We start from the raw sequence: 25,756 nt of genomic DNA, 5'->3' as shown, positions 1-25,756 counted from the left end.
GGGGGGCCAAATTCATTTCGCAGGCCAAGGGAGGAGCAAGCCATGAGCCGGGATCTGAAGGATTTGATTGCGCCGACACCACGCGAACGCGAACTGATGATGCTGATCGCGCGGGGACTGCAGAACAAGAACATCGCCTACGAGCTCAAGATCTCCGAAAACACGGTGCGGGCGCATATCGGCAACATCATGCGAAAATATCGCCTGCAGAACCGGACCCAGGTCGCGATCATCTACGCCCTGCACACGGCGCCGCCATCGCTCCGCCGCGATCTGGCCAATGGCGGCGACTATGCGACGGCGCAGGCGCTCGCACGGACGCGGGTGCCGACCGCACCGGATTGACCGTCCTGACCACAATTGCTTGCGCCGCATCGGGGCGAAACACCCAGATTCGGGTCAACGGCACGGCGACAATATAATTCTCTTTATTCGAATTCGGATTTTTGTTAAGTATTGCGCACTCCGGCCCAAGAAAGAGGGGCGTATCGCGATCGTCACGAACGTGGGCTGGGCGGCGGTGGGCGTGGATCACATCGGCGCGAAAAGCTTCGCAGGGCGGGCAACCGTGAGCGAGAGCGTCGCGCCAGCGACGGGTGCGGTTCACGTACGGCAAAATCGTGTGGTCCTGACGCCCGGGGTCTGTGCGTCAAGTCTTGCGGTGATGTGGCGGCCCGACCGGGCACGCGCATCAGCCATCTGCACGGCGACGGGGGCAATGGTGCATCGCTCCCCGGGGAGAGCACGACATACGCCGTTCCAACCACTGCGCAGGGAAGGCCGGATGCTTGGCTTCACCTGTATGCCGCTGTGCAAATTCTTGTTGCCACCTTTCGCACAGTGGACCGTGGGTGCCCGGCCGGCACCCGGTCTTCCCTGCGCCCTCTTTCACTGGGGGTGATGAGATGCAGCAAAGCTCGGGCGAAATGCGCCGCGAGGATGCGAAGCTGTGTCTGGGAGGCCGTAGGATGGGTAGAGCGAAGCGAAACCCATCACCTTTTGTCTACGGGGACGCATGATGGGTTTCGCTTCGCTCTACCCATCCTACAAAGTACGCTCGCAATGACTTGTCCGTGAGGTTGAGGCCCTCCCCAACCCTATTTCATACCCCTCCGCCTCTTGTAACAAAACTGTCATACAGCAAAACTAAACGAAGGCGGGGGCCGCGGTCGGCGGCCATGCCGCCTCACCGCTAGGAGACCACGATGCGCCGTTCACTGGTGTTGCTGTCAGCCGGACTGACAGTACTGTCCACCGGATTTGCCTCCGCCCAGAACAACACGCCCCGCAACCTGATCCTGTTCATTCCGGACGGCCTGCGCGCGCTGAAGGTGACGCCGGAGACGGCACCCGCAATGGCCGAGGTCCGCGACAAGGGCGTCAACTTCAAGAATTCGCACTCGCTGTTCCCGACCTTCACCATGGCGAACGGCTCGGCGATCTCGACCGGCCATTATCTCGGCGATACCGGCGTGTTCTCCAACACGATCTGGACCAACTACACCTCCGTCCCCGCCGGCGACACCGTGGTCCCCTTCATCGAGAACGACGCCGTCCTCGGCGACATCGACGAGCATTTCAAGGGCGACTATCTCAACGAAGAGACCATCCTGAAGATGGCCCGCGACAAGGGCCTCAGCACCGCGGCGATCGGCAAGGTCGGCCCGACCTATCAGTTCGACCACACCGACCATCCCGAGAAGCCGGGCCAGCACTCGGTCGTCATCGACGATTCCACCGGCGGCAAGAACGGTGTGGCGCTCTCGGACGAGATGAAGGACGCGCTCACCAAGGCGAACCTGCCCCTCACCACCCCGAGCCGTGGCGACAACGGCAAGGCGGGCGATGCCAAGACGCCGGGCACCACGGTCGCCAACGTCGCCCAGCAGGCCTATTTCGCCGACGTCGCCGCCAAGGTGGTGCTGCCGATGTTCAAGGCGCGCAACAAGCCGTTCGTGCTGGTGTTCTGGTCGCGCGACCCTGATGGCACCCAGCATAACCAGGGCGACAGCCTCAACCAGATCATGCCGGGCATCAACGGCCCGAGCACGATGGCGAGCATCAAGAACGCCGACAACAACCTCGCCCAGATCCGCAAGGCGCTGGACGAGCTTGGCCTTGCCGCCAACACCAACATCATGATCCAGGCCGACCACGGCTTCTCGACCATCTCCAAGGAGAGCAAGACCAGCCCCTCGGTCAAGCTGAGCTATGACGACACGCCGAAGGACTTCTTGCCGATGGGCTTTTTGGCGATCGATCTCGCCAAGGCGCTCGACCTGCCGCTGTTCGACCCCAACGACAAGAACGCCAAGGTCGAAGGCAACAAGCATCCCAAAGCCGGCAACGGCGTGCTCGGAGCCAATCCCGAGAAACCCGATCTCGTCATCGCCACCAATGGCGGCTCGGACCTGATCTACCTGCCCAACAAGGACAAGAAGCTCGCCGCGAAGACGATCAAGGCGCTGCTCGAGCAGGACTACGTCTCGGGCCTGTTCGTCGACGACTCCCTCGGCCGCTTCCCCGGCACGCTGCCGCTGTCGAGCATCAACCTGCGCGGCAAGTCGGCGACGCCGACACCGGCGATCGTCGTCAACTTCCGGTCCTATGCCAGCGAGTGCGGCGAGGCGCCGACCAACTGCTCGGTGCAGGTCGCCGACACCGTGCTGCGCCAGGGCCAGGGCATGCATGGCAGCTTCAGCCGCGGCGACACCATGAACTTCATGGCCGCCATCGGTCCGGACTTCAAAACCGCCTATGTCAGCGAGATCCCGGTCAGCAATGCCGACGTCGGCATGACCGCGGCCCAGCTCCTCGGCCTGCGCAGCTCGGGCAACGGGGGCCTCGTCGGCCGTGTGATGTCGGAGGCGCTACCGAACGGCATCGTGCCGAAGGCCTACAAGACCGTGGAGCGGTCGAAGAAGAAGTCCGAGAACGGTCTGGAGACCGTGCTCAACGTGCAGCGCGTCGGCAGCCAGCGTTATTTCGACGCCGCAGGCTTCCCCGGCCGCACCCTCGGCCTCGAGCCGGACACCGGCAAACAAAAAACGGCGGGGAAGTAACCCCGCCGCTTAGCTCGCGCCCCGCAAGGGGCGCGACAATAGCTCGTTCTATCACATGCCGATGTCGAACACGTTCGGCAGCTGGCCCGCCAGAGGCAGCGCGGTGGCGCCGAGGAAGGTCGCCACCATCGCCATCAGGCGACGGTTGTTGTGGCGCTTGCCGCGCATCTGGCCGGCGATCCACTCCAGCATCTCGCTGTTGACCTTGGAGGCGTAGGCCGGCGCCCAGCTCTCGATGTCGGTCTCGGCCGCAAGCGCGACGCTGCGCGGCGGCACTTTCAGCCCCGAGGCGCTGGCTGCGTAATGGGCAACAGCCTTGGCCAGGAGGTCGTCGAAGCGTCCGCCATCGGTGCGTTCGGTTGCGGCCTCGTTGATCTCGAACAGGACTTCGGCCTCATTGCGGCTGACCGGCTGGTCGTTGACGGCGGCGGCGGTCAGGATGCGGGCGCACCAGGCGGTGTCGTCGGCATCGAGCGCGCGGGAGAAATGGACCCGGCCCTTGGTGGTCGGGCCTTCGCCCGTGATCACGCCGTCGCGCACGATGGTCAGTGCGTGGGCTGCGGTATCGCGGCAGGACGGCTCGAGGGACGGCGACTCAACAGACTTAGGCGCAGGGGCAGACATAGTTCACTTCCAGATTTCTTCTGACCGGCCAGCATTTTCATGCGGGCGTAAAGGGGTGGTTAATGATTGGCTACGGGGATCGCGACTTTTCTCGATGGTTGCCGATTAGTCGCTACGAGGACCATTTCGGTTCCGGAGAGCGTCGGGCGGGCGTGATGCGGGTCATAAAAGGCTTTATCGGGGCAATTGAGACCGTGCGGCCCCGGTGGAGATGTTTCGCCGCAGGCGCCCCTGTAACAGAAAGGTGCTAGGACATGGGCCCTTCAGAGAAGGAATTCACATTTTACTTGAGCCGGTTCACTTGAGCTCGCTCACAGCCTATACTGACGATGACGGCCAGGACAAATTCACAAGCAAATTCAATGTGATGAGGTAGAACCATGACACTTCCGATCGGCGCCACCGCACCCGACTTCGAAGCTGAGACCACCGAAGGGAAGATCAAGTTCCACGACTGGATCGGCAACAGCTGGGCGCTCCTGTTCTCGCACCCCAAGGACTTCACGCCGGTTTGTACGACCGAGCTCGGCGCACTCGCCAAGCTGAAGCCGGAATTCGACAAGCGCGGCGTCAAGCTGATGGGCCTGTCGGTCGACCCGGTCGACCGCCACGCCAAATGGTCCGAGGACATCAAGGAGACACAGGGCGCGGCTCCCAACTATCCGATGATCGGCGACACCGATTTCAACGTCTCGAAGCTCTATGAGATGCTGCCGGCTTCGACCTCGGGCGATCCCCTCACCCGCACGCCTGCCGACAACCAGACCGTCCGCAACGTCTTCATCATCGGGCCGGACAAGAAGATCAAGCTGGTGCTGGTCTATCCGATGACCACGGGCCGGAACTTCCAGGAGATCCTGCGCGTGATCGACTCGCTTCAGATGACCGCCAAGCACCGCGTCGCGACCCCCGCAGACTGGAAGCAGGGCGAGGACGTCATCATCGCGGGCTCGGTCTCGAACGATGAGGCCAAGACGATCTACCCGCAGGGCTGGAAAGAGCCGAAGCCCTACATCCGCATCGTGCCGCAGCCGAAGTAACTTACTGTCATCCCGGGATGGTCCGAAGGACCAGACCCGGGATCTCGAGATTCTTTGGTGCGCAATTGCGCACCAGAGCTCGGTCCTTCGGACCGCCCCGGAATGACGGTGTCAGTTCACATTACGCCGCGTGCACGCGGTCCAGAAAGCCGTCGACCTCGGCCTTCAGATGCAGGCTCTCGCCCGACAGCGCCTGGGCCGATGCAAACATCCGGCTCGAGGTCTCGCCTGTCTCGCTCGCGCCCTTGGCGGCGTGCCGGACATTGACCGCAACATCCGCTGTGCCCGAGGCCGCGGCGCGCACGCTGGCCGCGATGTTATGGGTCGCGCTCCGCTGCTGCTCGACCGCAGCCGAGATCGAGCTCGCGATGCCGCTGATGCGCTCGATGGTCTGGCCGATCCCCTTGACCGCGGCGACCGATTCCTCGGTTGCAAGCTGCATGCTGGCGATCTGGTTCGAAATCTCGTCGGTCGCCTTGGCAGTCTGGCCGGCGAGTGTCTTGACCTCCTGGGCCACCACCGCAAAACCGCGACCGGCATCGCCCGCGCGGGCCGCCTCGATGGTGGCGTTGAGCGCCAAAAGGTTGGTCTGCTCGGCGATCGAGGTGATCAGCTTGACGACGTCCCCGATACGCGCGCCCGCCTCGGAGAGCTGCGCGATGCGCTGGTCGGTCGCTTCGGCCTGCCGCACCGCCTCGGCGGAGATCTCGCTCGATTCCTGCACCCTCCGGGTGATCTCGGAGATCGACTGGGACAATTCGTCGGAGGCCGACGCTGCCGAGCGGACGTGCTCGGAGGCGCTTTCGGACGCCCCGGCCGAGTGCGCCGACAGCTCTGCCGTCGAGCGCGCGGTGTCGGTGAGCTGCCGCGCCACCCGTTCGAATTCGCCTGACGATGTCAGCACCTTGTCGAGGATGCCGCCGACGCTGCCGCGGAACTCCTCGACGAAATTGCGCAGCTCCGCCTTGCGCTGTTCGGCTGCGGCCGCTGAAGCCGCCGCCTGCTCGCCGCGCAGGCGCGCCCGCTCCAGCGAATTGCTCTTGAACACCGCCACCGTGCGGGCGATCTCGCCGATCTCGTCGGCGCGATCCTCGCACTCGATCGTGACGTTGCTCGAACCCTCGGCCAATGCCGTGAGCGAGCGCGCGACCGAGGTGAGCGGCCGGGTGACGCGGCGGACGATCACGAGGGTCAGGACCAGCACCAGCAGCGCGGCAAGGCCGGCGGCGGCCGCCATGCTCTCGATTGCCCGGGCCAGCATGCTCTCGAACTGGGCCATGGGGATGCCGACATAGAGAATGCCGGCGACCTTGCCGGCCCCGTCCACGACCGGGAAATAGGCGGTCATGAAGGACTTGCCGAACAGTGTGGCAGGCCCCTTATAGGCTTCGCCGCGGCGCAGCAGCGCCTGGCCCGGATGATCGGCGGCGAGCTGGGTGCCGACGGCGCGCTCGCCATTCTCCTTCTTCACATTGGTCGAGCGGCGCACGAACTGCCCGCTCGCATCGTCAAAGACGAACAGTGTCGCGTTGCCGCCGACATAGGACACCGCGCGATCGACGATGGCGTGATCCCTGAATTCGGGCATCTTGGGGATCTCGGCGCGCACCACCGCGCCGTCCCTCACCGTGATCTTGGCGTCGGGAACGATCTCGGCAAAAGCCAGCGCCAGCGTGCGCAGATTGACCTCGATGTCGCGGAGCGCGCGATCATTGAAGGCGGAGGTGAGCGACCAATAGCCCGCACCGACCACCAGCGCCGTGTTCACGGCGATCAGCAACACCGCGCACAGCACGGCCTTGGTGCCGAGCTTGAACCGCGGCAAGAACTTCGCCGTTGAAAGTCTGGACATGAATGGAATGACCCCCGTAATTCCTGCATATTCGTGCAATCGACTTACGGCCCCATTAACGACGGTTCACAGGGCCGCCCGCGGCATGGTTTCCAAATTGTAAACGAGGCCCTCCTGACCCCGCCAAGCGCGCCGCCTGTCATCGTCTGGTTCCGCGATGACCTCCGCCTGTCCGATCACCCCGCGCTCCAAGCTGCCGCCAAGACGGACGCGCCGGTGATCTGCCTCTATGTGCTGGACGATGCGGCCGGACGAGCGCCGGGCGGCGCGGCACGCTGGTGGCTGGCGCAGTCGCTGGGGGCGCTCGGCGCCGAGATCGCCGCGCGCGGCGGCTCGCTGATCCTGCGCAGGGGCCCGGCGGCCAAGGTGATCTCCGAAACGGCGCGCGAGAGCGGCGCCCGCGCCGTCTATTGGAATACGGTCGAGCAGGCGCCGCACCAGGCTGTTGAGAGCCAGCTCGAAGCGGCGCTGGCCAAGCTCGGCGTCGACTCGCAAAGCTTTCCCGGCGACCTGCTGGTCCGGCCTTCTGCGATCCGCAACAAGGAAGGCCGGGGCCTGCGCGTGTTCACGCCGTTCTGGCGGCGCGTGCTGTCACTCGGCGATCCGCCCAAGCCGCTCCCCGCACCGAAGCAGCTGGGCCCTGCGCCGACGATCGCCAGCGACCCATTGGAGAGCTGGAAGCTCGAGCCGGCCAAGCCGGACTGGGCGGGCGGCCTACGCGAAACATGGACGCCGGGCGAAGCCGCGGCCCGCATGAGGCTGCGCGACTTCCTCAAGCACATCGCCCGCTCCTATGTCGGCGACCGCGACCGTCCAGACCGCCAGGGCACTTCAGGCCTGTCGCCGCATCTCAGGTTCGGCGAGCTCAGCCCGCGCCAGGTCTGGCACGCCGCACGCTTTGCAGCGGCGGAGGATCCCGCGCTCGGGCCGGGTATCGAAAAATTCCTGAGCGAGCTCGGCTGGCGCGAGTTCTGCCGCCATCTGCTGCACGACCATCCGGGCCTCGCCGCCGAAAACCTGCAAGCCAACTTCGACGGCTTCCCCTGGAAGGGCGGTAAGAAAGCGCTCGCCGCCTGGCAGCGCGGGGCTACCGGCTACCCGATCGTCGATGCCGGCCTGCGCGAGCTCTGGCGCACTGGCGTGATGCACAACCGGGTCCGGATGGTGGTCGCGTCCTTCCTGGTCAAGCACCTCCTGATCGACTGGCGCGACGGCGAGAGCTGGTTCTGGGACACGCTGGTCGATGCGGATGCCGGCAGCAATCCCGCCAACTGGCAATGGATCGCCGGCTGCGGCGCCGATGCCGCGCCCTACTTCCGCGTGTTCAACCCAACACTCCAGGGCGAGAAGTTCGATCCTGATGGAACCTATGTCCGGCGCTGGGTGCCTGAGCTGAAAGACTTGCCGGCCAAGCTGATCCACCAGCCGTGGCAGGCAACGCCAATCGAACTCGCGAGCGCCGGCATCACGCTCGGCAAGACCTATCCGCGGCCGCTCATCGATCATGCGAAGGGACGCGAGCGCGCGCTCGCCGCCTACGCAAAGATCCGCAGAGGTTGAGCGTTGCTTTGACACAATCATGAAACCGGCTATCGTCATCGCTCCATACAAACCGTGGGGGACGATATGGACGACGAGAAGCCGATCACCGAACAGGCGATGGAGAGCATCACCGCCGCCGTGGAAACGACCAAGGATGCCGCAGTCACTGCCGTCAAGCAGGTCAGGAAGGCCGCCAAGAAGGTCGCAAAGAAAGTAGCGCCGAAGAAGAAGAAGGCGAAGAAGTCTTCGAAGAAGGCTGCAAAGAAATCGTCGAAGAAGGCGGCCAAGAAGACCGCCAAGAAGACCGCAAAGAAGGCGGTGAAGAAATCCGCGAAGAAGGTCGCAAAAAAGAAAAAGAAGGCCAAGAAGTCCAAGCGCTGATCGCAAGCCCGAGCACGTCTCCAGGTGCGGGCGCGCCCGGAGACGGCTCCTGCAAGACCTACCCTCGCCTTTTATCCGCCCGCCGGCCCGGGTGATGCTCTCCTTGCGGATCGCGGAATTCGCTGCGATGGCCGCGCCGGTCTTCGGCGTTGAAGCGCCGTCGCTTCGCGGGTGAGCCGAACGCCTTGATCACCTTCCTGCCGTTGACCTTCTTGATGACGTAGCCGCCCTCGGTCATCGAAAACGGCTCCTTTAGTGTGCCCTTGTGATCGAACTTGGTGCCGCGGGGATGCTTGAACGGCTCGAACCAGGACGGGTAGACGAAGTTCGACATCTCGAAGCCGCCGACGCGGAAGGAATCCTCCTCCACGGCGTCGCAGACCTCATAGGCATACTGGGTGTTCGGATTCTTGTCGGCCCAGAGATTGGCCATGGGGTCGAGCACCATCTCAAACAGCTCGTGCGAGGCAGCGACGCTGACCGGCTCGTCGCCGAGCGCCTTGACGAATATTTTCGAGATCGGCTGGCCGCGATGGGTCAGCTCGTGACGCCCGAGCATGTTCTTGTGCGAGGCATCGTCGAAATAGACCAGCTGCCAATCCGCCGGCTTCGGCGTCCGGGTGACGTAGAGATCGACCGGATAGCCCCATACGGGGAGGAAGTGCTTGTCGTAGCATTTCTGCAGCGCCGCGGTGAGCCGGCTCATCATGCGGCCGCTGATCGACTCCTCCGCGTAATTGATGCAGGCAATCCGGACCGGCTTCAGGGATCGGCCGAGCAGCGCACGTCTCGCCTTCTTCATGGCAATCACCGTTGCGAAAGGGGAAGCTGAAATGTGCTCAACCTAACACGGACGCGGCCCGCACGTCAGGGATGTATTCCGCCGCACCTCATCATCCGCCTAGAGCATGATCCGGAAAAGTGCGCAGCGGTTTTCCGAGAAGATCATGCTCAAACAATACCCTAAAGCGCGATGACGATTCATCGCGCTTTAGAACCGCCGGTTGACCACAAACACCGCGGCTGCGCACATCGCCATACCGGCAATCGCCAGCGCATCGAGCTTTTCGCCGAACAATAGATAGGCCATCAGCGCGGTCACCGCCGGCACCAGATAGAACAGGCTCGCGACCGAGGTCGCCGCGGCGTGGCGGATCAGCCAGTACAGCAGCCCGATCGATCCGATCGAGAGCGCGACCGCGAGCCAGGCCAGCGCGAGCATGAACTCGCGCGTCCAGTGCACCACGCGGTCCTCGAACAGGAAGGCGCCGATTGCGAAGAAGATGGTGACGGAGACGTATTGCACGAGATTGCCGGCGCGCCAGTCGATGTGGTTGCAGTAGCGGCGCTGGTACAGCGTACCGAGTGTGATGCTGATCAGCGAGACGACCGAGGCGAGCCAGCCGAGGCCGGCTTCGCCGGTCATCGGGCGGTTGTGCAGGATCATCACCACGCCGCCGAGACCCAGGACGAGGCCGCCCCATTGCACCGGCGTCACCTTCTCGCCGAGCCAGCGGTTGGCGATGGTCGAGGTCAGGATCGGCTGAAGGCCTGGAATGAGCGCGGAGAGCCCGGCCGGGATCGAATGCGCGATCGCGATCGCGGTGCCGCCGAGATAGAAGCCATGGACGAGGATGCCGGCGACTGCGCTATGCGCAATGCCGGCACGGTCCGGCCATTTCGGCCGCGCGATGGCTGCGATGATCACCATCAGGCCGACCACGATCGCCATGCGGATGGCGAGGTAGGTCAAGGGATCGGCGTTGTTGATGACGTATTTGGTGCCGATGAATCCGGTGCTCCAAAGCAGCACGAACAGGATCGGCGCGGCGCGAGCGGTCAGGGCTTCTTGATTATGGTCCATTGCCGCCCTCATGCCTCATGGGGGCCTATGCGGCAATGCGAATTTGTACCTGAGTGGGTGCTGCACTGCGGCAGGCGGCTCAGCTCAGCCGCTCACCATTCTTCCGGACAGGGATCGATGATCTTCCAGAGCTCGACGCCGTTCTTGATTTTCTTCATGTCGGTGGTGAGCCCGCCATTGCGTCGGATCCAATCCTTCACAGTGTCCGGATAGTAGGACATCAGGTCGGACGTCCCCTCTGCGCTGGTGACCTTGATGCCGAAGGTGAATGCCTTGTCGTAATAGGCCTGGTGGAAACCGAGACTCGCCTTCGGCGTCACGCAGATCTTGTTCATCGGCACGATGCCGAGCACCAGGGTGCAGGCCGAGTTGCAGATGCCGTCGATGATGACGCGCTCGCCCTTGTCGCGGACGCGCTTGTACTTGACCTTGTACTCCTCGACATAACCGCCGTGATCGCGGGTGATGTGCAGCTCGGCCCGCGCCGGCGTGGCGGCGGCGACGAAGAGCAGCAGCAAACTCAGAAGCGTGATGCGCATGGCGGCGTGACGGCGACAGCCTTCAGGAATGGATCGGCCTCAAAGGAGCCCCATAAGGCCGGCGACAGGATTTCTTAGCCGAATTCTCTTTGGTCATACTTGTGTGGGGAATTTGTTAAGCATTCCGAAAAGGCCAAAAATGGGCAGCCCTGGAGGCCGTTTCCGGCAATTCTGTCACACCCTCCCGGAAATCTGCGGGATTGGCCCCGTTTTCGGGCCTCCGGACGGGTGCCCCGGCGGCCCGAAATGGCTATAGATGAGCGACCTATTCGCGGGGTTCCGGAGAATCGAGATGAGCAAGTTGACGCTTGTAGCCGCAGTTGCTGCCCTGTCGGCCGCAATCCTGGTCCCTGGTCTTGCAGAGGCGCGGGGACATCACCGGTACCACCGCTATTACGCCAACCCGCTGCCCTACTCGATCAGCTATCTGCACAATTATGGCCCCGGCATCACCCCCGGCACCTTCGCCTTTTACGACGGCCCGTCGACCAACCACTGCTACCGGAGCGCCGCCGCCTATGTCGGCCAGGACCGCCGCCGGCACCCCTGCTTCTGAGGGGCGCCAGCGCGGGCATCCCTATCGGCCGGCGCCCGACCGCAGCAATTGCTTCTCGATCTCGTAGACCGGCAGCTTGACCAGGTCCTTGCCGACCTCGCCTTGCAGCGCCTTGCGCAGGACGTCCGAATAGTCGGCGCGGATCATGCCGAGCGCGCGTGGTGAAGCCACCATGGTCAGGGCCGAGGTCTCGCCCGAACTAATGGCGGCATCGAGCCGGCCGGCGAGGCTTCGCAGGAAGGCGCGCTCAGCCTCATCGTGCCAGTCGGTCTGCTCGACCGAGCTGCGTGCCCCGCCGGCCGCACCGTGGAGTCGCCCCGGGGCATCGCTCCCTTGCGCGCTGGTCGCAGGATTGGGCTGCTCATGCACCTCCCTGGTGTGGAGGTTCGGAAACATCCCGTCGCCGAGGTTTTCCAGAATGAGCGCCTTGCGCCCGTCGCACACGACCAGCCAGTCACCCTTGTCCAATCTCATCTTGTCCATTGCACAGCTCCAAAGCACAGCTCTAAGCATTTTGCGGGCCCCTCCTTCGCGTTTCTCGAAAGACTGGGCCACAGCGACAAGACTAGGGATGAAGCCGCACAGATGAATTGCGCAAGATCAAGCATGACCGCGATGTTCTGCGGGCCAATAGCAGCGCAGATGCTGCATTGGTCATGCGTGCGAACCTGGGATAGTCTGGCGAGACTAAAGAAGGTCAGGCCTGGGGCGGACTGGCTGAAGATCTATTCATCAGCATTACATTTCGGTTCCGCCACAATTTGATCAGAACGACTTCGATATCTTGCATCGCGTAAGCAGAGGAAGACATCATGAATCTCAAGATTGGCCTCGTCGCCGCGTCCCTGTTCGGTGCTCTCGCGGCATCGCCGGCGGCGTCCGCCATGCCCATTGCGCCCGCGCCTGCGACACCGCAGGTTTCCGACGTCGAGCAGGTCCGCATGGTCTGCAACGCCTGGGGACAGTGCTGGTGGCGCCCGAACTATTATGGATATTACGGACCGCGGCCATATTACGGCCCACGGTATTATGGGCCCCGCTATTACGGCCCGCGCTACTATGGTTATTACGGCGGCTATCGCCGCTGGTGACATTCGAAGGGGCCCTCGAGGCCCCTTCGCTTTTGCGGAATCGAAAACTGCCTATGCGCACCGGCGCGATCGCCTGGAGCGCTTACAAAACTGATCTAGATCAAAGTGGAAATCCGCCAGGCCGTCATTCTGTGACGATGGCCGATTTGATCGTTTTTCGATGCCCGCAGACGGGCATGAACGTGCAGACGCATCTGGAGAGGCAGCAGAGACAGGAGGGACGCAGCTTTGCGTCCTTCGCCTGTCCCGCCTGCACGCGGCTGCATTTCATCGACCTTGCCTCGGGCCAGCCAATGAGCCGAGAACGTTGACGGTGACATTGGCCTGACCACCCTTGGCATGATGTCCGCAATACTACGGCCCGGAATCCGGTTTACTGAAGCCGGATGTTTCGCCATTGATGGCAATGTACAGACGTTCATTTCATTGTCACATTGCAGCGGCCGGCCAGACCTATGTTGTTCGACGCCCTCGCCCCGTCCTCCGCGCTTCAACTGATCGGCTTTGCCGACGTCGATGCGTTTCGGCCGATCGAGTCGATGGAGGACGCGAGAAGCATTCCGCTCGACGTCTCGAACTTCGCCGCGGCCCGCGCCGTCGTTTCGCTGCCGGCATGCCGCATCATCGTAATGAAGTCGTTCGCGCGCATCCTCGACGCTGCCTATCGGATGCCGGGCGGGATGGTGATCCTGTCCATGACCGACGACCTTCAGGCCAATGCCAACGGAATGGATCTCGACGCGCGCTTCTTCGTTGTGCTCCGCGGCAACGAAGAGTGCCATTTCGTCGAACCCCAGACCAATCATTATGCGATGATCATCTTCTCACCCGGCCTGAAAGACCGGGGCTGGTTCGACCATGCCGACGATCTGCGGGCCTATGTCGCGAACAGGCCCGCGCTGCTGCACACGCGCCAACTGCTGCTCGACATTCTGCGAACCGCATCGGTGCAGCCGTTCCTGTTCGAAACCACCGAGGCCGCCGCCCATCTCCAGGAAGGCCTGCTGCTCGCGCTCGATGACTTGTTCCGGATCGAGCCGCCCTCGCATCGGAGCGCCTCAGTTCAGGCCGACCGGTCGGCCAAGCTGGTGCAGCGGATCGACGACTACGTCGCAGCCTATCCGACCGCCCCGATCTACACGGCCCATCTCGCCGGTGAGTTCGGCGTCTCGATCCGCACGCTCGGCGGCGCGGTCAGCCAGGTGCGTGGCATGAGCCTTCACCAGTACATCCGCCTCAAAAGGCTGTGGGCCACCCGCGCCCGGCTCCTCAAAGGCGGCGGCGCCACCGTCGCCACATGCGCGCGCGCCCAGGGTTTCCATCATCTCGGCGAGTTCGCCGCGGCCTATCGCGCGACGTTCCACGAAGCGCCCTCCGACACGCTGGCGCGGGGCCGGCAGACCAGGTTTTCGGCAGACTGACTGGCCTTGCGGCCGCCCGCAGCCAGTTGTCCAGACTGCGCCAATTGGTAAGTGGCGCGTTGGCAAAACCCCGGTCGGCAAATACCCAATCGGCAAAGCTCCGGCCCCGGTAGTAACCAAGGGCTAATCTGAAGATTGGAGCGCCTTCGGCTCTTTGAGGCCGAGGCGTCGCGTCCTCGAGATCCAACAGTGAGGGTCTGAACCCTAGCAGGTAACTCCCGTTGCGCAGCGGCGCACCGCCCGTCGATCCGCTCTCCGCGCAACGCCAGCGACGCTCGTTGCAGTTGCCGGTCTTCCTACTCGGGCGTAGGCATTGTTCGACGATACGGACAAGCCCTTCTCTTGCGACCACTGAACTGAAATCGGCGCGGCGCACAATATCGTGGCTCCCACCAAAATTGCTCCGAGCACGCTCATCTTTTTCATGAGATTGTCCTCGCCAATAGTTGATAGTTGCGGGTTCTACATGCGAGACTTCCAGATCTTCGTACTTGATCCAGATCAAGCGATTCAAATTAGGCGAGACCGAATGTGGCGCCTCACACGCCCTGCGCTCGCCTCGAAAGGATTTATCGAGCATCCGCGCGACCCAATCCTGACGCGATTGGCGCCACCAAAAAAATTCGGTGTAGAGGCCCTTGCCGCCGCCGAGCCCAGAAGGTGCGCGTCATCGATCTTCTAGAGGCTCTCAGGGAAGACGTAGTTCTGCCAGCTTCGCATGCGCAGAAGGATTTTTCGCAGCAGCGACAGCTCGTGAAAATGCTCGGTGTAGATGGCGGCTTCGCCTCCCGAACCAAGCGGCACCTGGTAACCCGAGATGTCATCGACGAGGTCCAGCTTGACCAGAGCCCGGCCTTCGGGCAGCGCCTCGACATTCCGTAGCGCGCCCGTGGTTTGAAGCTGGCCAGCAGCAATCGCATCAATCACGAGGTTGACCTTGGCCTTGAAGACCCGACCCGGTATGGCTTTGAACAGAACTTCGGCGTTGTCGCCGACACGAACGCGCTGCAGCGCGTTCTGCTGGAACGCCGCTACCAAAGCCCGATCACTTTGGGTGTCGTTGACGAAAATCATCGCTGGACGGAAGGGCGCCGGAACCACGTACACCCCCGGCCGCAGAGCCAGCTCGGTGACAAAACCGCTTGTAGGGGCTCGAACAACGGTCTGGTCCAGATCGTATTGAGCATCGGCAAGCTCATTGCGTAAGCGAACGATGGCCGAGTGTTCACCATCAACGGTCGCGCCATACGCTTGCCGGGCACGATCTTCTGCAGCGACGGCCTCGGCAACCGTCTGTTTTGACGCATCGAGATTACGCGTTGCGGTGTCAAGCGTTGCCTGCGCCACACGTTTTTCTGGAACAGCGTCGATTGTCGGTCGTAGTTGTCCTGCGCGAGCTGCAGTTGGGCCTTCGCTTTTTCGACCGTTGCCGATGCCTGATCGACGGATGCCTTGAGCTGGGCAACATTGGCCTCGGCGTCCGCCAGCCCGGCACGCTTTTGCCCGACGATATATTCGTAAGGCTTGGGATCGATCTTGAAGAGAACTTCTCCAGCGTCGAGGTGCTGGTTGGTACGATACTCGACCGGTACTTCAATCACCCGACCTCGAACGGAAGGCAATATCGGCGTAACCGTGAAATAAATGCGCGCGTTGGTGGAAAATGGATGGTTGTAGGCCATCGTTATGAACAGCAGCGCAAGCCCGAAGACGCCACCGAGTGCGGCTGTCGCGAGCGTCCATTGATTGACCGGAATTCTGAAAAGCTTGAAGATAGCGACGCAGAGTGCCACGTAGGTCAACGTGAGCAGGAGTTCCATTAGTGACCTCCACTCCGAGCTTTGAGAGCGCATCTGCTATCGGCGGCCGCCGCGGCTCTCCACAGCAGCCGCGTCCGTCGCAGGAACGCTTTCTTCGGCAGCCAAGGCCAACGATCCCGGCTGCTCGATTGCAGGCTGAGGCTGTCCTTTGCCCGATTGAACTGCGGGGTCCCTGTGCTCGAGCCTGGCCTCGACCTCCGTCATTCGACGCCTGAGTTTCTCCAGTTCAGCCACCGCTTCCGTTGGCGAGGCCGGCTCGCCCGGCTTGTGACCGAAGCCCCAGCCTCGATCCGGCCGATACATCATCGCCCAAATCCAGAGGAACGGCCACAGCAGGTGCAGCATGAACAGGCTGATCCAACCGGCGGCGTGGATGGCGTCCTGGTGCGGATGATGACGCGCGTGCGCGATCCGCGCTGGAATGTCGTGGATCGCGATGATGCCGTACACCAGCACGATCACCACGAAAAACAGCAAGCCCAGTGCGAAGTAATTCAGGAATGGATCTTCCATGCCCGTTCACAATCAGGTTGGGCTGCGTATCTGAGCTGCGAGTAGCTTCCCTTTGCAGCGTGATGACTGGGGAAATCGATAGCGTAGCAATCCGGCCGGAGCAGCCTTTGACATAGATCAACCTATAGAGAGCTGGAACTCGGCGAAAAGATTTGCCGCATGTCGCCTATGGGTCTTGGCCGTGTAAAAACGATCTCAAAGGGCGTCGGTCCCGGAAGCGGGGAGCCGCGTGTGTCTCAGGCCCCGATCGCAGCGATCAGCGGCTTGATCCCGACGATGTTCATGACCCGTGTCAGATTATAGGCCAGCACCGAGAGTGCCATTTCGGCGGCTACTTTTGGAAGCGTTTTGGTGAGGAAGTGTGTCGCTCCCATGCGGGCCTTCATCGTGCCGAACGGATGCTCGACTGTCTCTCGACGCTGGCGCATGGCTTGTGGGTTTGCATCGAGACGCTGCTGCACAGCCTCGAGCAGATGCTCATGCTCCCATCGTGGAATCCGCCGCTCTGGCCCTGTCGTGCACTGCGATTTAAGCGAACAATTTTGACAGGCCGTGGTCCAGTAGCGCCGTAGCCGCTTCCCGTCTTCCTCGCTCGTGAAGCGATAAGGCAGTTGCTCTCCAGCTGGGCAGCGATAGGCGTCCTCTTCAGGCAAATAGACAAAATCCTGCTTGCCGAAGCGCCCATCTGACTTGGCACCCGACGTCTGTGGCTTGGGCAGAGTTACCGTGATGCCGGCCTCGTGGCACGCGAGGATCTCCACGCTGCTGAAGTAGCCGCGATCGGCAACGGCCTCGAGCGCATCGGTCTGGAGCACTTCTTTCGCCTGCTTTGCCATATTGGCCAGTTGAGCCCGATCTGAGCCGCTGTTCGTTACCTCATGCGTCACAATCAGATGGTGCTCGGTATCCACGGCGACCTGCACATTGTAGCCGACGACGCCGGAGCCGCGGCCGCTCGTCGCCATCGAGCGGCTATCGGGATCAGTCAAGGAGATTTGCTGGTCAGGCGATGCAAGCATCTGCTTCTCGTAAGCGGCAAGCTTGCCCATTTCCTCCTTCAGCTTCGTCAGCTTTTCGGTAAGCCTCGTCACCTTCGTGGCCAGGGCCTCCGTCGGCTCCTGCCGGTCGGCCGTGTCAAGTTGGCCTAGATACCGCGCGACGCTCTCCTCCAGCTGGGAGCGTCGCCGCTCCACCTTCGCCCGGGTGAAGTTCCTGTCCCGGTTGTTCACCGCTTTGAACTTGCTGCCGTCGATGGCAACGCTCGCCGTCGTCAGGAGACCCATCCCACGGCAGAGTTCAACGAAGCGCGCACACACCCTGCGCAGCGCCAGGCCATTGTCCTTGCGGAAGTCGGCAATCGTCTTGTGATCGGGAGTGAGCCGACCCAGCAGCCACATCAGTTCGACATTGCGTCCGGCTTCTCGTTCGAGCCGCCGGCTCGACTGCACCCGGTTCAGATAGCCATAGATGTAGAGCTTCAAGAGAACCGAGGGATGGTACGATGGCCGACCGGTCGCCGCCGGCTCAACCTCGAAGCTCATCTCGGCCAAATCGAGCGCATCGACAAACGCATCGATCACACGGACAGGATTACTCTCGTCAATGAAATCATCGAGGCATTCCGGCAACAGCGTGCATTGCCCACGATCCGCCTCCTCAACGAAGCGCCTCATCGATTCCCCCAAAAAGAATCACCGGAGAATCATAGCAGCGGCACAGCGTTTTCACACAGCCAGGGTCATTTTCGTTTGGGGCGATCCAGCAGCGAGCCCAGTTACGTCCGCTGTGCCACCGAAAGCGGAATTAGACTCAGAGAAGCGCCGCAGCGACGGATCATTGATGTCGCTGGAGAAGGTCCTGCCCCACTTGTTGTGATCGCTTCGTCCGGTGGCGGCGGGGTGGCGTCTAGTAGTCTTGGCGATGGCGCCCACTGTCAGAGGGTGACTTCCTCAGCGATGAACTCCTTGATGAGTTCAGCCGCGGTTTTCATCCAGTAACGGTCCAGCCGCTTTTCTTCGAGCCACTCAGCACATTGCCCGGCTTTTTCATTTACGTTGCGTGATTGGTTTCGCCGTAACAGCCTAATTTTTTGCAGGTTTCGCGCGCCACCTTGTCGGCAAACTTCGACTCACCGGTTTTCAGAAACTCCGCGATGCCGGTCGGCATGTAGGCGTTGATCGCCTGCGCCTTTGCCTGGCACCGTGTCAACGATCACGTCCACCGCCTCGCCATCGACGTGGAAAACGTGCGCTATTTCTTCAGCGGTCACCTTGTTGCGGGACATCCAAGTGCGGACCTTTGGGTTGAACGTTCGGTTTGTCATCCGGGAAGAAGACCACATCCAGCCGATGGCTGGCGCGGATACGCGTCATCGGAATGAGCCAGAAAATAGGATTCGGAATGAGGAGAAAGAACAGAATAAGAAGTCTGCGTAATAGTATGATCTGATTGGAGAATTTCGTGGCGCGCTCGGAAGGATTCGAACCTCCGACCCTCGGAATCGAAATCCGATGCTCTATCCAGCTGAGCTACGAGCGCCCTGGCCCGGGGGTTTGGGCCGTTAACCGCGAAACGCCGGACCGAGGCTGGCGAGCCAGCGCACCGGGTGCGTTCGGACGGGTTCGAATTAGCAGAGAGGCTGGCCAATAAAAAGCCCTTCCCGCCTCCGCGGAGGCGGGTAACAGCGGGCTTGTCACCAGGTCGTGTTGAAGAGGCCGAAATGCGGCTGCTGTGCCACCATCATCGGCCGGCCATACTGCGGCCCACCATATTGTGGCCCACCATAATACTGCGGAGCCGGATGCGCTCTGGCGACCTTACGCTTGGGCTGAGCCGGCTTCTTGGCGGCGTCGGGCTTCGAACCAGGGGTAAACTGGGCAAAGGTCTCGCGCACCCGTGCCTTGGCCGACATCTCCGCCAAGGCCGCTGCCGACGCGGCGTCCGGCGGCTGAGGCGCCGCCACGGCCGTCTTCACCACCGGCGCCGCAATCGTCGGCTGGGTGGTGTCGAGCACGACACGCTCAGGCAGGTGGCGATCGGACCTGATCCGGATCAGGGGTTGATCATTGCTTGCGGTGGCAACTGCCTGCGCCACTGGCGCCGCCGGCGCCATGTAGCTCACCGCCAACAACAGTGCGAGCAAAGCTCCACCGACATAAACGAAATACCGAAAGATGGGCATTGGCCGCACTCCGCCCCCCCGCAATCCCCGCGTGGGCACTCCGCCTCAACAGGCGATACTCTAATTGGTTCCTAGCTCAGCCCTTTGGTTCAAGTGGCAACGCCAAGATTTTTGGCCAAGGGGTGCGGAGGCTGCGGACGGTAACTTTTCCGCTACCGGAGGACGCCGTCTTTCAGGCGCGCCGTGCTGCGACAAGCGAACATTTCGCTTGATCCGCGTTCACGTTGACGAAGCCGACGGAGACGCGCGCAAACGTCTTGCGGCTCTTCATGCTGACCGGCTCGGCCAGCACGCGGGTGCGATCGGTGAGATGGCTGCCGTCGCGTCGGGCGAATGCGCAAACGATCTCGATATCCTTTACGGCATAGTCATTGTCGTTTCGCAGCGTGAACGTCACCAGTGCCTTCGAGCCGAGGCCGCCGCGACGCCAGGTCTGCGATGAAATCCTGAGATGACCGAGTTCAGCCATCGCCGGCGCCTGGGCTTCAGAAGCCGGCGTGACCGCCGCTGCGGCATCACCCGAAGGCGCCGTCTCGACAGATGCGAGCTCCGGCTTTGCCGGCTCGGCGCTGTTGCTCTTGGAAAGAGGCAGCAGCATCCAGACACCGCAGCCGACGATGATGGCCGCCAGCAACCATAAAAGGCTGCGGCCGAATGAGACGCTCGCGATCGTCACGCTCCGCGCCAGCCGCTCGCCGGTCCCGGCGAAACGTCCCAAACCGATACGGTCAAGCCTGGCGTTCATCGTTGCACCGATAGCGACCACAGCCCGTTCGACGACAGATCTGGCCGCTATTTACCTTAATCCGGCAGACGAACTAAGGTTCCCGCGCTTCAGACGAGTCGGCAAGGGCGGTGGCGATCACTCCCCGAGGCCGCTAACATGCACTGCAACATCGAAAGCCCCTGTCGGGAGAACAAGAAATGCCAGTCGTCGTCACCTGGGATCACGTCCATCTGCGCAGCCCCGATCCGGAGGCCACGGCGGCCTGGCTGCGGGACATCCTTGGTGGTGAGATCGTACGCGCGCCCGGACGGATCGACGTGAACCTCGGCGGCGCAAAAATCTTCATCGCGCCGCTCGAGGGCGACAACGCCGTCAACCCGCCGCCCCCGCACCCGCATCAGGGCCTCGACCATTTCGGCCTCACGGTGAAGGACATCGACGCCGTCGCGGCCGAGATCAAGGCCAAGGGCGTCACCTTCACGCGCGAGCCGACCACGATCCGCCCCGGCGTGCGCATCTGCTTCATCCGCGGCCCGGAAGGCATCTCCATCGAGTTGCTCGAGCGCGACAAGAAATACACCTGACGCAAGCCGCATCAGGCATCAGCCGCCGCCCGAGCATCGCCGGGTGGCGCTACGTCATGCTACCGGGCATGAAGCAGCGGATGGTCACGCCCGTGTAGCCGTAGATCGGCCACACCATGGTGCGCCCCACCCGGTTCGGCTCCGAGATCACGGCCTCCTCGGGCACGTCGACCCAGACCATCTCCTGCTGCTGCTGGCGGTCGAGCATATAGCCCAGGCGCGGGATGCGGACGCGATAGTGCCCGTCCTTGCTCTCCCAGTCGGTATCCGAGAGCGCCGAGCCGTCGGCATCGGAGCAGCACGGCCCTTTGCCACTGCGCAGGCCGTCGAACCAAGCCTTCAGATCGGCATTGGTGTTGACGAACTGGCCGCGATCGCGCGCGTGCCCGAAAGGGACTGCGAGCGCAATCAGAGCCGCGGCGCAAGCCAGCTTCGTCACGCGTCGCCAGCGTGCCGCGCTGCCAATCCGCAGTTCGTTTTTGCAAATCGTGGGACGCGCACTGTACTGACGCGGCTCATCGCCGCCGGAATCGATCCAGTTGCTCACGTTTGTCTTGCTCCAGCACCCCGCGGCCAGTGCAACAATGGTTATGCATTTCGCGGGCCAACTTGATTCGCAATGACTGGCCTCGCCTCATAATGAGACCGTCATATCGGTGTCACAGACAAGCCGGGACAATTACGGTGCGCGTGGCGGGGATAGCTTGCCGGCCGGCAAACTGCCGCGTTGCGTGCGGGATTGCGCTTTGGCATAAAAGCTTTACCGGTTGCCCCATTGGGCGATGGCGGCCGGCCTACGGGACGTTATGAAGAACGGCCTCTATTCGATTCACGTGAGTCTGCTCGATGGTCGAGTCGGCAAGGGCAGCGGCGTGATTCTTTTTCGCGACGGCAGGATTCTTGGCGGCGACGCCTACCTGTTTTACACCGGCAGCTACATCGTGAAGGACAACACCTTCAAGGGTGAGGTGCTGGTGCAGCGCCACACCTCGCCACGGGGTGACGACAATCCCCTGTTCGGCGGCCCTGCCCCGGTCGGCATCGGCGTCAGCGGGACCTTCACGGACACTCGCGCGGAGATGACCGGCACGGCTCTCGTCGGCAAGGCCAGCCAGATCTTCGGCGCCACCCTGCACCGGCTCGCTGACGCGGATTAGCTATTCCGCAGCCTGCTCAAGCGGCGCCGTGCGCGGCAGGATGATCTGGATACGCGTGCCGCTGCCCGGCTCGGAATCGAGATCGAGCCGCCCGCCGAGGCGGTTGGTGACGATGCTGTAGACGATGTGCAGCCCGAGACCGGTGCCACCCTGGTCGCGCCTTGTCGTAAAGAACGGATCGAATGCGCGGCGGCGGACGTCGAGCGACATGCCGCAGCCATTGTCCGAGAAGATGATCTCGACATTGTCCTTGCCGGACTCGCGCACCTGGATGTCGATGGTCCCGGGACGGCCGTCCGGGAAGGCGTGTGCCACCGAATTGAGAAACAGGTTGGTCAGCACCTGGCCGTAGGGACCGGGATAGCTGTTCATGGTGAGGTCCGGCTGGCACTCGACATTGAGCGTCAGATTGTGCTTGCGCAGGCCCGGCCGCAAACTCATCACCACCTGCTCGGTGAGATCGCCGAGATCGAACATGCGCTGATCCGAATAGTTGCGGTCGGCCGCGACCTGCTTGAACGACTGGATCAGCTCGGCGGCGCGGTTGAGATTGGAAACGAGCTGCGAGGACGCATCGCGGCTGGTGTTGAGGAAGTCGTTGAGTGTGGAGCGACGAAGCTCGCCGCGCTCGACCTCGGAGGTAAAGGTCGCAGTCTTGCGCTCCAGCGCGGAGGCGACCGTGAGGCTGATGCCGACGGGGTTGTTGACCTCGTGCGCGACGCCGGCAACGAGGCGTCCGAGCGCAGCAAGCTTCTCCGCCTCGATCAGCGAGGCCTGGGTCTCGCGCAGATTGCGCAGCGCGGTCTCGGCGGATTCCTTGGCTTTGCGCATCTCCTGCTCGCCGCGCTTGCGCTCGCCGATGTCGAGCGCGACGGTGACGATCCGCTCTATCTCGCCCTCGGCGTCGAGCAGCGGCAGCTTGTTGACAAGCCATTGCCGCATGTTGCCGGCGGCGTCCTTGTACTCCTCCTCGTAGAAGCCGAGCCCCTTGCGCAGCCTGAGCACGCGCTTGTCGTTCTCGTCGGTCTTGGCCGCGCCGTAGCGTGACATCAGGTCCGCGGTGGTGCGGCCGAGCGCATCGCCGGGCTCGATGCCGAAGATGCCGGCCATGTAGCGGTTCATCAGCACATAGCGCAGGTCGCGGTCCTTGACGTTGATCACCGCGGGCACGGTGTCGATGACCTGCTGGAGCAGGCGCCGGCCTTCGGCGATGGCGTCTTCCGCCCGCTTCTGGTCGGTGATGTCGCGCAGCGTGCCCTCGTAGCGGACGATGTTGCCGGCTTCGTCCCGCACGCCGGTGGCGCTATCGGAGAGCCACAGGATGTTGCCGCTGCGCTGGCGCACCTGGTACTCGAACTCGCGCACCATGCCGTCGCGCGCCATCAGCCGCTGGTACTCGTCGCGCGCCTCGGGAAGGACGTAGATGGTGTGGGCTATGTCGTTGATGCTGTCGATCAGGTGCTGCGGGCTGTCATAGCCCATCATCCGCGCCAGCGCCGGATTGGCGTTGAGGAGGTCGCCGGCCGGCGTTGTCACGTAGATGCCGTCGACCGAGCCCTCGAACAGCTTCCGATAGCTCTCTTCCGCGAGGCGCTGCTCGGTGAGCGCGCGCACCGCCGCCTCGCGCGCGGTGTCGGCCTCCTCCAGTGCGCGGCGGAACACTTCGGCTGCGCGCGCGATGTCGCCAATCTCGTTGTCGAGGTCGGCAGACGGGATCGAAGTGTTCTTCTCGCCGGCCGCAAGCGCGCGAATGGATCGCGCGATCTTTGCCAGCGGCCGGACGGTCCGCCGTACCACGAAGGCGGCCGCGACCATGCCGATCAGCACGCCGACGCTTCCGAGCACGATGCTCTGCCACCGCGCCTCCGCAAGCGTCCGGGCGAAGTCGCGCGACAGCACGTGGCCGCGGCGGTCGCTGACATCGCGCAGCAGTTCGGTGACGCGGCCGATCAGCCGGCCCTCGGTGCCCAGCACCTCGCGGTCGATGTCGGCGATCTGCCGCTCCCGGACGGCGACTGCAATGATGGCCTCGGCGTAGTCGTTGACGGCCGTCTTCAACCCGCTGTCGGCGATGTCCATCGTCCGCATGCCCTGCGCCGCCTGCTCGGCCGCCGACGGGTTCCGCGCGAGCAAGCCGAGCGCGATCCGGCTCTGCGCCTCGGACAGGCGGGAGGCCAGCTCGCGGTCCGCGGCGCCCAACACGGCCGCGTCGAACCGGTCGCGCAGCGGCGGCAGGCCGGCGAGCAGCTGGGCGCGGCGGTCGATCAGGGTCGAGATCCGCTCCAGGCCACTGCGATAGGTCGCAAGGCGCTCGGTGACCCCGTCGATCATGTCCTGCTGCTCGGGCGCGAGCTCGATGCGGGTTTTCTTCAGGATGTCGCTGAGGGTCGAGGCCGCCTCGCCCACCTGCTTGAACTGGATGCCGGCGCCGGGATCGGTGACGAAGTCGCGCGCGGCGAGCCGCAGCTCGTTCATGCGGCGATCGATGTCCTCGGCGAGGTCGCCGACGCTCTGGAGCCGCTGGAGCTCGGCGAAGGTCGTGTCAATGTGCCGGATCGCGATCACGCTCGCGGTCGAGGTGACGATCATCACCGCCAGCACCAGGAGGAAGCTGCCGAAGGTGAGCTGGCCGATGGAGAGCGAGAATGTTCGCTTTTTCTCAGGGGTCGGCGTCAATTCGGCGGACATTGGTGTTTTGAGGACCGGGCTACTGGTAGCCCAATATACGACGTATTGCAGGCCCGGGGGAACATGCCTCGGGACGTCCAATATCCTTAATATTCCGGCCTACCGCCCTCCTCCGCCTCGACTTTATGACGCCTGGGCGCTGGCCGGCCGGCGGGCGGGGATCGTCATGGCGGCGACGCCGAGGACGACGCAGGCGAGCCCGATCCAGGCGGTCCGGCTCAGGGTCTCGCCAAGGAAGGCGACGCTGATGGCGACCCCGATGGGGACGCGCAGATACGCCTGCGCGGTGGTTCCGACCGAGCCCAGGGTCTGGATCAGGCGGAAGTAGATCGCGAACGCCGCCGCGGTCGAGAATACGGCGAGCGCGAGCAAGGCCAGCACCGAGCTCAGCGAGGGCGTTACCGTCCAGGGCTGCTCGACGACCAGCGAGGCCGGGATCAGCACCGCCGCCCCCGCCAGCAGCGAGCCGGCGGCAGGCGCCATGGGATCGAGGCCTTTAAAACTGCGGCCGAAGATCGCGGCGCAGGCATAGCAGACGGTGGCGGCGACGATCGCGGCCTCCGCAACGATGCCGCTGCCGACGTCATGGACCGCATCGACGCCGACGATCAGCAGGATACCAGCCATGCCGGCGACCACGCCGAACAGCTTTCGCGGCGTCGTTGCCTCGTGGCGGGTGACGATTGCGGTGAGCAGGAAGGTGAAGATCGGGCCGGCCGAGTTGAGGATGGTGGCAAGCGCGGCATCGACGTGGCGCTCGCCCCAGGCGATCAGGGTCCAGGGGATGACGCTGTTGAGCACGGCCTGGAACGCGAAGCGCTGCCAGGTCGCCGCATCGGTCGGCATCCGGATGCCCCTCACCCACATCACGAGCAGCAGCAGCAGCCCCGCAATGGCGGTCCGCGCCGCGATCAGCGTGATCGGCGGGATGGTGGCGACACCGAGCTTGATGAAGGTGTAGGAGCCGCCCCAGAGCGTCGCGAGCATAACCAGCAGCGCCAGCTCGACGGCGATGTTGGTGTCCTGCCTCGTATCCATGATGCGCCCGTCCATTCCGCAATGGACGGAACCTAGCGCGTTCGCGCTCCCCAATACTTCGTTGCGTGTCGAAGTG

Annotated in this window: 25 protein-coding genes, 1 tRNA gene and 1 pseudogene; 10 read left to right on the top strand and 17 right to left on the bottom strand. The window is 63.3% G+C overall.

Going from position 1 to position 25,756, the window contains the following annotated elements; genetic code table 11:
* Positions 1 to 42: 42 nt before the first annotated feature.
* Both QA642_RS20965 and QA642_RS20960 read left to right on the top strand, forming a co-directional pair.
* Entirely contained in the window at positions 43 to 345 is a 303-nt protein-coding gene (locus QA642_RS20965; protein WP_283086299.1) for a LuxR C-terminal-related transcriptional regulator, read from the top strand.
* 860 nt (positions 346 to 1,205) lie between these two features.
* Positions 1,206 to 3,062, top strand: a complete 1,857-nt coding sequence (locus QA642_RS20960) for an alkaline phosphatase family protein (protein WP_283086298.1) — start codon at positions 1,206 to 1,208, stop codon at positions 3,060 to 3,062.
* Between the two features lie 51 nt (positions 3,063 to 3,113).
* Here QA642_RS20960 and QA642_RS20955 read toward each other — a convergent pair whose 3' ends face one another.
* A complete protein-coding gene (locus QA642_RS20955; RefSeq protein WP_283086297.1) occupies positions 3,114 to 3,686 on the bottom strand; it encodes a hypothetical protein in 573 nt (190 codons plus the stop codon).
* A gap of 380 nt (positions 3,687 to 4,066) precedes the next feature.
* On the opposite strand from QA642_RS20955, the gene QA642_RS20950 reads away from it, so the two are divergent.
* Positions 4,067 to 4,726: a peroxiredoxin gene (locus QA642_RS20950; RefSeq protein ID WP_235545731.1), complete on the top strand. Its 660-nt coding sequence runs from the start codon at positions 4,067 to 4,069 to the stop codon at positions 4,724 to 4,726.
* 121 nt (positions 4,727 to 4,847) lie between these two features.
* Here the strand turns inward: QA642_RS20950 and QA642_RS20945 are convergent, their stop codons facing one another.
* Complete coding sequence (locus QA642_RS20945) at positions 4,848 to 6,578, bottom strand: Cache 3/Cache 2 fusion domain-containing protein (RefSeq protein WP_283086296.1); 1,731 nt, start codon at positions 6,576 to 6,578, stop codon at positions 4,848 to 4,850.
* 168 nt (positions 6,579 to 6,746) lie between these two features.
* On the opposite strand from QA642_RS20945, the gene QA642_RS20940 reads away from it, so the two are divergent.
* Both QA642_RS20940 and QA642_RS20935 read left to right on the top strand, forming a co-directional pair.
* Positions 6,747 to 8,138, top strand: coding sequence for a deoxyribodipyrimidine photo-lyase (locus QA642_RS20940; RefSeq protein WP_283086937.1), 1,392 nt, complete (start codon positions 6,747 to 6,749; stop codon positions 8,136 to 8,138).
* 66 nt (positions 8,139 to 8,204) lie between these two features.
* The gene (locus QA642_RS20935) at positions 8,205 to 8,501 is read left to right on the top strand and encodes a histone (RefSeq protein WP_283086295.1); all 297 of its coding nucleotides are present in this window, start codon (positions 8,205 to 8,207) and stop codon (positions 8,499 to 8,501) included.
* Between the two features lie 58 nt (positions 8,502 to 8,559).
* Here the strand turns inward: QA642_RS20935 and QA642_RS20930 are convergent, their stop codons facing one another.
* The 3 genes from QA642_RS20930 to QA642_RS20920 all read right to left on the bottom strand — a co-directional run bounded on the left by QA642_RS20930 (position 8,560) and on the right by QA642_RS20920 (position 10,904).
* Positions 8,560 to 9,303 (bottom strand): hypothetical protein, encoded by a 744-nt coding sequence (locus QA642_RS20930; protein WP_283086294.1) that lies wholly within the window; start codon positions 9,301 to 9,303, stop codon positions 8,560 to 8,562.
* Between the two features lie 189 nt (positions 9,304 to 9,492).
* A complete protein-coding gene (locus tag QA642_RS20925) occupies positions 9,493 to 10,365 on the bottom strand; it encodes a DMT family transporter (protein ID WP_283086293.1) in 873 nt (290 codons plus the stop codon).
* A 92-nt stretch (positions 10,366 to 10,457) separates the two neighbouring features.
* Positions 10,458 to 10,904 (bottom strand): hypothetical protein, encoded by a 447-nt coding sequence (locus tag QA642_RS20920; protein WP_283086292.1) that lies wholly within the window; start codon positions 10,902 to 10,904, stop codon positions 10,458 to 10,460.
* A gap of 292 nt (positions 10,905 to 11,196) precedes the next feature.
* Between QA642_RS20920 and QA642_RS20915 the strand changes: the two genes are divergently transcribed.
* Positions 11,197 to 11,460 (top strand): hypothetical protein, encoded by a 264-nt coding sequence (locus tag QA642_RS20915; protein WP_283086291.1) that lies wholly within the window; start codon positions 11,197 to 11,199, stop codon positions 11,458 to 11,460.
* Between the two features lie 21 nt (positions 11,461 to 11,481).
* On the opposite strand, the gene QA642_RS20910 is transcribed toward QA642_RS20915, so the two are convergent.
* On the bottom strand, positions 11,482 to 11,943 hold the full coding sequence (locus QA642_RS20910; protein ID WP_283086290.1) for a host attachment protein: 462 nt from the start codon (positions 11,941 to 11,943) through the stop codon (positions 11,482 to 11,484).
* A 329-nt stretch (positions 11,944 to 12,272) separates the two neighbouring features.
* Here QA642_RS20910 and QA642_RS20905 point away from each other — a divergent pair, with 329 nt between their 5' ends.
* Both QA642_RS20905 and QA642_RS20900 read left to right on the top strand, forming a co-directional pair.
* Complete coding sequence (locus tag QA642_RS20905) at positions 12,273 to 12,551, top strand: hypothetical protein (protein ID WP_283086289.1); 279 nt, start codon at positions 12,273 to 12,275, stop codon at positions 12,549 to 12,551.
* Positions 12,552 to 13,006: 455 nt separating this feature from the next.
* The gene (locus tag QA642_RS20900) at positions 13,007 to 13,972 is read left to right on the top strand and encodes an AraC family transcriptional regulator (protein WP_283086288.1); all 966 of its coding nucleotides are present in this window, start codon (positions 13,007 to 13,009) and stop codon (positions 13,970 to 13,972) included.
* 678 nt (positions 13,973 to 14,650) lie between these two features.
* Here QA642_RS20900 and QA642_RS20895 read toward each other — a convergent pair.
* From QA642_RS20895 to QA642_RS20860, 8 genes and pseudogenes are all read right to left on the bottom strand, one after another.
* The gene (locus tag QA642_RS20895; RefSeq protein WP_283086936.1) at positions 14,651 to 15,091 is read right to left on the bottom strand and encodes a hypothetical protein; all 441 of its coding nucleotides are present in this window, start codon (positions 15,089 to 15,091) and stop codon (positions 14,651 to 14,653) included.
* Positions 15,043 to 15,792, bottom strand: a complete 750-nt coding sequence (locus QA642_RS20890) for a hypothetical protein (RefSeq protein ID WP_283087172.1) — start codon at positions 15,790 to 15,792, stop codon at positions 15,043 to 15,045. Before QA642_RS20890 ends, QA642_RS20895 begins: the two co-directional genes overlap by 49 nt.
* Before the next feature lie 183 nt (positions 15,793 to 15,975).
* Positions 15,976 to 16,305 (bottom strand): annotated as a pseudogene (locus QA642_RS20885) (DUF3302 domain-containing protein); the annotation flags it as partial.
* Positions 16,306 to 16,541: 236 nt separating this feature from the next.
* Positions 16,542 to 17,978, bottom strand: a complete 1,437-nt coding sequence (locus QA642_RS20880; protein ID WP_283079740.1) for an IS1182 family transposase — start codon at positions 17,976 to 17,978, stop codon at positions 16,542 to 16,544.
* 376 nt (positions 17,979 to 18,354) lie between these two features.
* The gene (locus QA642_RS20875) at positions 18,355 to 18,513 is read right to left on the bottom strand and encodes a hypothetical protein (protein WP_283086287.1); all 159 of its coding nucleotides are present in this window, start codon (positions 18,511 to 18,513) and stop codon (positions 18,355 to 18,357) included.
* Positions 18,514 to 18,766: 253 nt separating this feature from the next.
* Positions 18,767 to 18,843: transfer RNA gene (locus tag QA642_RS20870), tRNA-Arg, on the bottom strand.
* Positions 18,844 to 18,997: 154 nt separating this feature from the next.
* The gene (locus tag QA642_RS20865; protein WP_283086286.1) at positions 18,998 to 19,486 is read right to left on the bottom strand and encodes a hypothetical protein; all 489 of its coding nucleotides are present in this window, start codon (positions 19,484 to 19,486) and stop codon (positions 18,998 to 19,000) included.
* A gap of 172 nt (positions 19,487 to 19,658) precedes the next feature.
* Positions 19,659 to 20,231, bottom strand: coding sequence for a hypothetical protein (locus QA642_RS20860; protein WP_283086285.1), 573 nt, complete (start codon positions 20,229 to 20,231; stop codon positions 19,659 to 19,661).
* Between the two features lie 179 nt (positions 20,232 to 20,410).
* Here QA642_RS20860 and QA642_RS20855 point away from each other — a divergent pair, with 179 nt between their 5' ends.
* Complete coding sequence (locus QA642_RS20855; RefSeq protein WP_283086284.1) at positions 20,411 to 20,797, top strand: VOC family protein; 387 nt, start codon at positions 20,411 to 20,413, stop codon at positions 20,795 to 20,797.
* Positions 20,798 to 20,846: 49 nt separating this feature from the next.
* On the opposite strand, the gene QA642_RS20850 is transcribed toward QA642_RS20855, so the two are convergent.
* Positions 20,847 to 21,344: a hypothetical protein gene (locus QA642_RS20850; protein ID WP_283086283.1), complete on the bottom strand. Its 498-nt coding sequence runs from the start codon at positions 21,342 to 21,344 to the stop codon at positions 20,847 to 20,849.
* Positions 21,345 to 21,603: 259 nt separating this feature from the next.
* On the opposite strand from QA642_RS20850, the gene QA642_RS20845 reads away from it, so the two are divergent.
* A complete protein-coding gene (locus tag QA642_RS20845) occupies positions 21,604 to 21,954 on the top strand; it encodes a GrlR family regulatory protein (protein ID WP_283086282.1) in 351 nt (116 codons plus the stop codon).
* Here the strand turns inward: QA642_RS20845 and QA642_RS20840 are convergent, their stop codons facing one another.
* Both QA642_RS20840 and QA642_RS20835 read right to left on the bottom strand, forming a co-directional pair.
* Positions 21,955 to 24,642, bottom strand: a complete 2,688-nt coding sequence (locus tag QA642_RS20840; protein WP_283086281.1) for a PAS domain S-box protein — start codon at positions 24,640 to 24,642, stop codon at positions 21,955 to 21,957. It lies immediately after the preceding gene.
* A 123-nt stretch (positions 24,643 to 24,765) separates the two neighbouring features.
* On the bottom strand, positions 24,766 to 25,680 hold the full coding sequence (locus QA642_RS20835; RefSeq protein ID WP_283086280.1) for a DMT family transporter: 915 nt from the start codon (positions 25,678 to 25,680) through the stop codon (positions 24,766 to 24,768).
* Positions 25,681 to 25,756: the final 76 nt, after the last annotated feature.

The sequence above is a fragment of the Bradyrhizobium sp. CB2312 genome (assembly GCF_029714425.1).
Classification (GTDB): Bacteria; Pseudomonadota; Alphaproteobacteria; order Rhizobiales; family Xanthobacteraceae; genus Bradyrhizobium.
Note: the sequence above shows the minus strand (reverse complement) of the source record. Positions and strands in the feature narration are given on the sequence as shown.

Excerpts from the sequence above, each read along its gene's own strand:
- QA642_RS20965 (WP_283086299.1), top strand. The coding sequence starts at position 43 with ATGAGCCGGGATCTGAAGGATTTGATTGCGCCGACACCACGCGAACGC.
- QA642_RS20960 (WP_283086298.1), top strand. The coding sequence starts at position 1,206 with ATGCGCCGTTCACTGGTGTTGCTGTCAGCCGGACTGACAGTACTGTCC.
- QA642_RS20955 (WP_283086297.1), bottom strand. The coding sequence starts at position 3,686 with ATGTCTGCCCCTGCGCCTAAGTCTGTTGAGTCGCCGTCCCTCGAGCCG.
- QA642_RS20950 (WP_235545731.1), top strand. The coding sequence starts at position 4,067 with ATGACACTTCCGATCGGCGCCACCGCACCCGACTTCGAAGCTGAGACC.
- QA642_RS20945 (WP_283086296.1), bottom strand. The coding sequence starts at position 6,578 with ATGTCCAGACTTTCAACGGCGAAGTTCTTGCCGCGGTTCAAGCTCGGC.
- QA642_RS20935 (WP_283086295.1), top strand. The coding sequence starts at position 8,205 with ATGGACGACGAGAAGCCGATCACCGAACAGGCGATGGAGAGCATCACC.
- QA642_RS20930 (WP_283086294.1), bottom strand. The coding sequence starts at position 9,303 with ATGAAGAAGGCGAGACGTGCGCTGCTCGGCCGATCCCTGAAGCCGGTC.
- QA642_RS20925 (WP_283086293.1), bottom strand. The coding sequence starts at position 10,365 with ATGGACCATAATCAAGAAGCCCTGACCGCTCGCGCCGCGCCGATCCTG.
- QA642_RS20920 (WP_283086292.1), bottom strand. The coding sequence starts at position 10,904 with ATGCGCATCACGCTTCTGAGTTTGCTGCTGCTCTTCGTCGCCGCCGCC.
- QA642_RS20915 (WP_283086291.1), top strand. The coding sequence starts at position 11,197 with ATGAGCAAGTTGACGCTTGTAGCCGCAGTTGCTGCCCTGTCGGCCGCA.
- QA642_RS20910 (WP_283086290.1), bottom strand. The coding sequence starts at position 11,943 with ATGGACAAGATGAGATTGGACAAGGGTGACTGGCTGGTCGTGTGCGAC.
- QA642_RS20905 (WP_283086289.1), top strand. The coding sequence starts at position 12,273 with ATGAATCTCAAGATTGGCCTCGTCGCCGCGTCCCTGTTCGGTGCTCTC.
- QA642_RS20900 (WP_283086288.1), top strand. The coding sequence starts at position 13,007 with ATGTTGTTCGACGCCCTCGCCCCGTCCTCCGCGCTTCAACTGATCGGC.
- QA642_RS20890 (WP_283087172.1), bottom strand. The coding sequence starts at position 15,792 with ATGGAACTCCTGCTCACGTTGACCTACGTGGCACTCTGCGTCGCTATC.
- QA642_RS20880 (WP_283079740.1), bottom strand. The coding sequence starts at position 17,978 with ATGAGGCGCTTCGTTGAGGAGGCGGATCGTGGGCAATGCACGCTGTTG.
- QA642_RS20865 (WP_283086286.1), bottom strand. The coding sequence starts at position 19,486 with ATGCCCATCTTTCGGTATTTCGTTTATGTCGGTGGAGCTTTGCTCGCA.
- QA642_RS20860 (WP_283086285.1), bottom strand. The coding sequence starts at position 20,231 with ATGAACGCCAGGCTTGACCGTATCGGTTTGGGACGTTTCGCCGGGACC.
- QA642_RS20855 (WP_283086284.1), top strand. The coding sequence starts at position 20,411 with ATGCCAGTCGTCGTCACCTGGGATCACGTCCATCTGCGCAGCCCCGAT.
- QA642_RS20845 (WP_283086282.1), top strand. The coding sequence starts at position 21,604 with ATGAAGAACGGCCTCTATTCGATTCACGTGAGTCTGCTCGATGGTCGA.
- QA642_RS20840 (WP_283086281.1), bottom strand. The coding sequence starts at position 24,642 with ATGTCCGCCGAATTGACGCCGACCCCTGAGAAAAAGCGAACATTCTCG.
- QA642_RS20835 (WP_283086280.1), bottom strand. The coding sequence starts at position 25,680 with ATGGATACGAGGCAGGACACCAACATCGCCGTCGAGCTGGCGCTGCTG.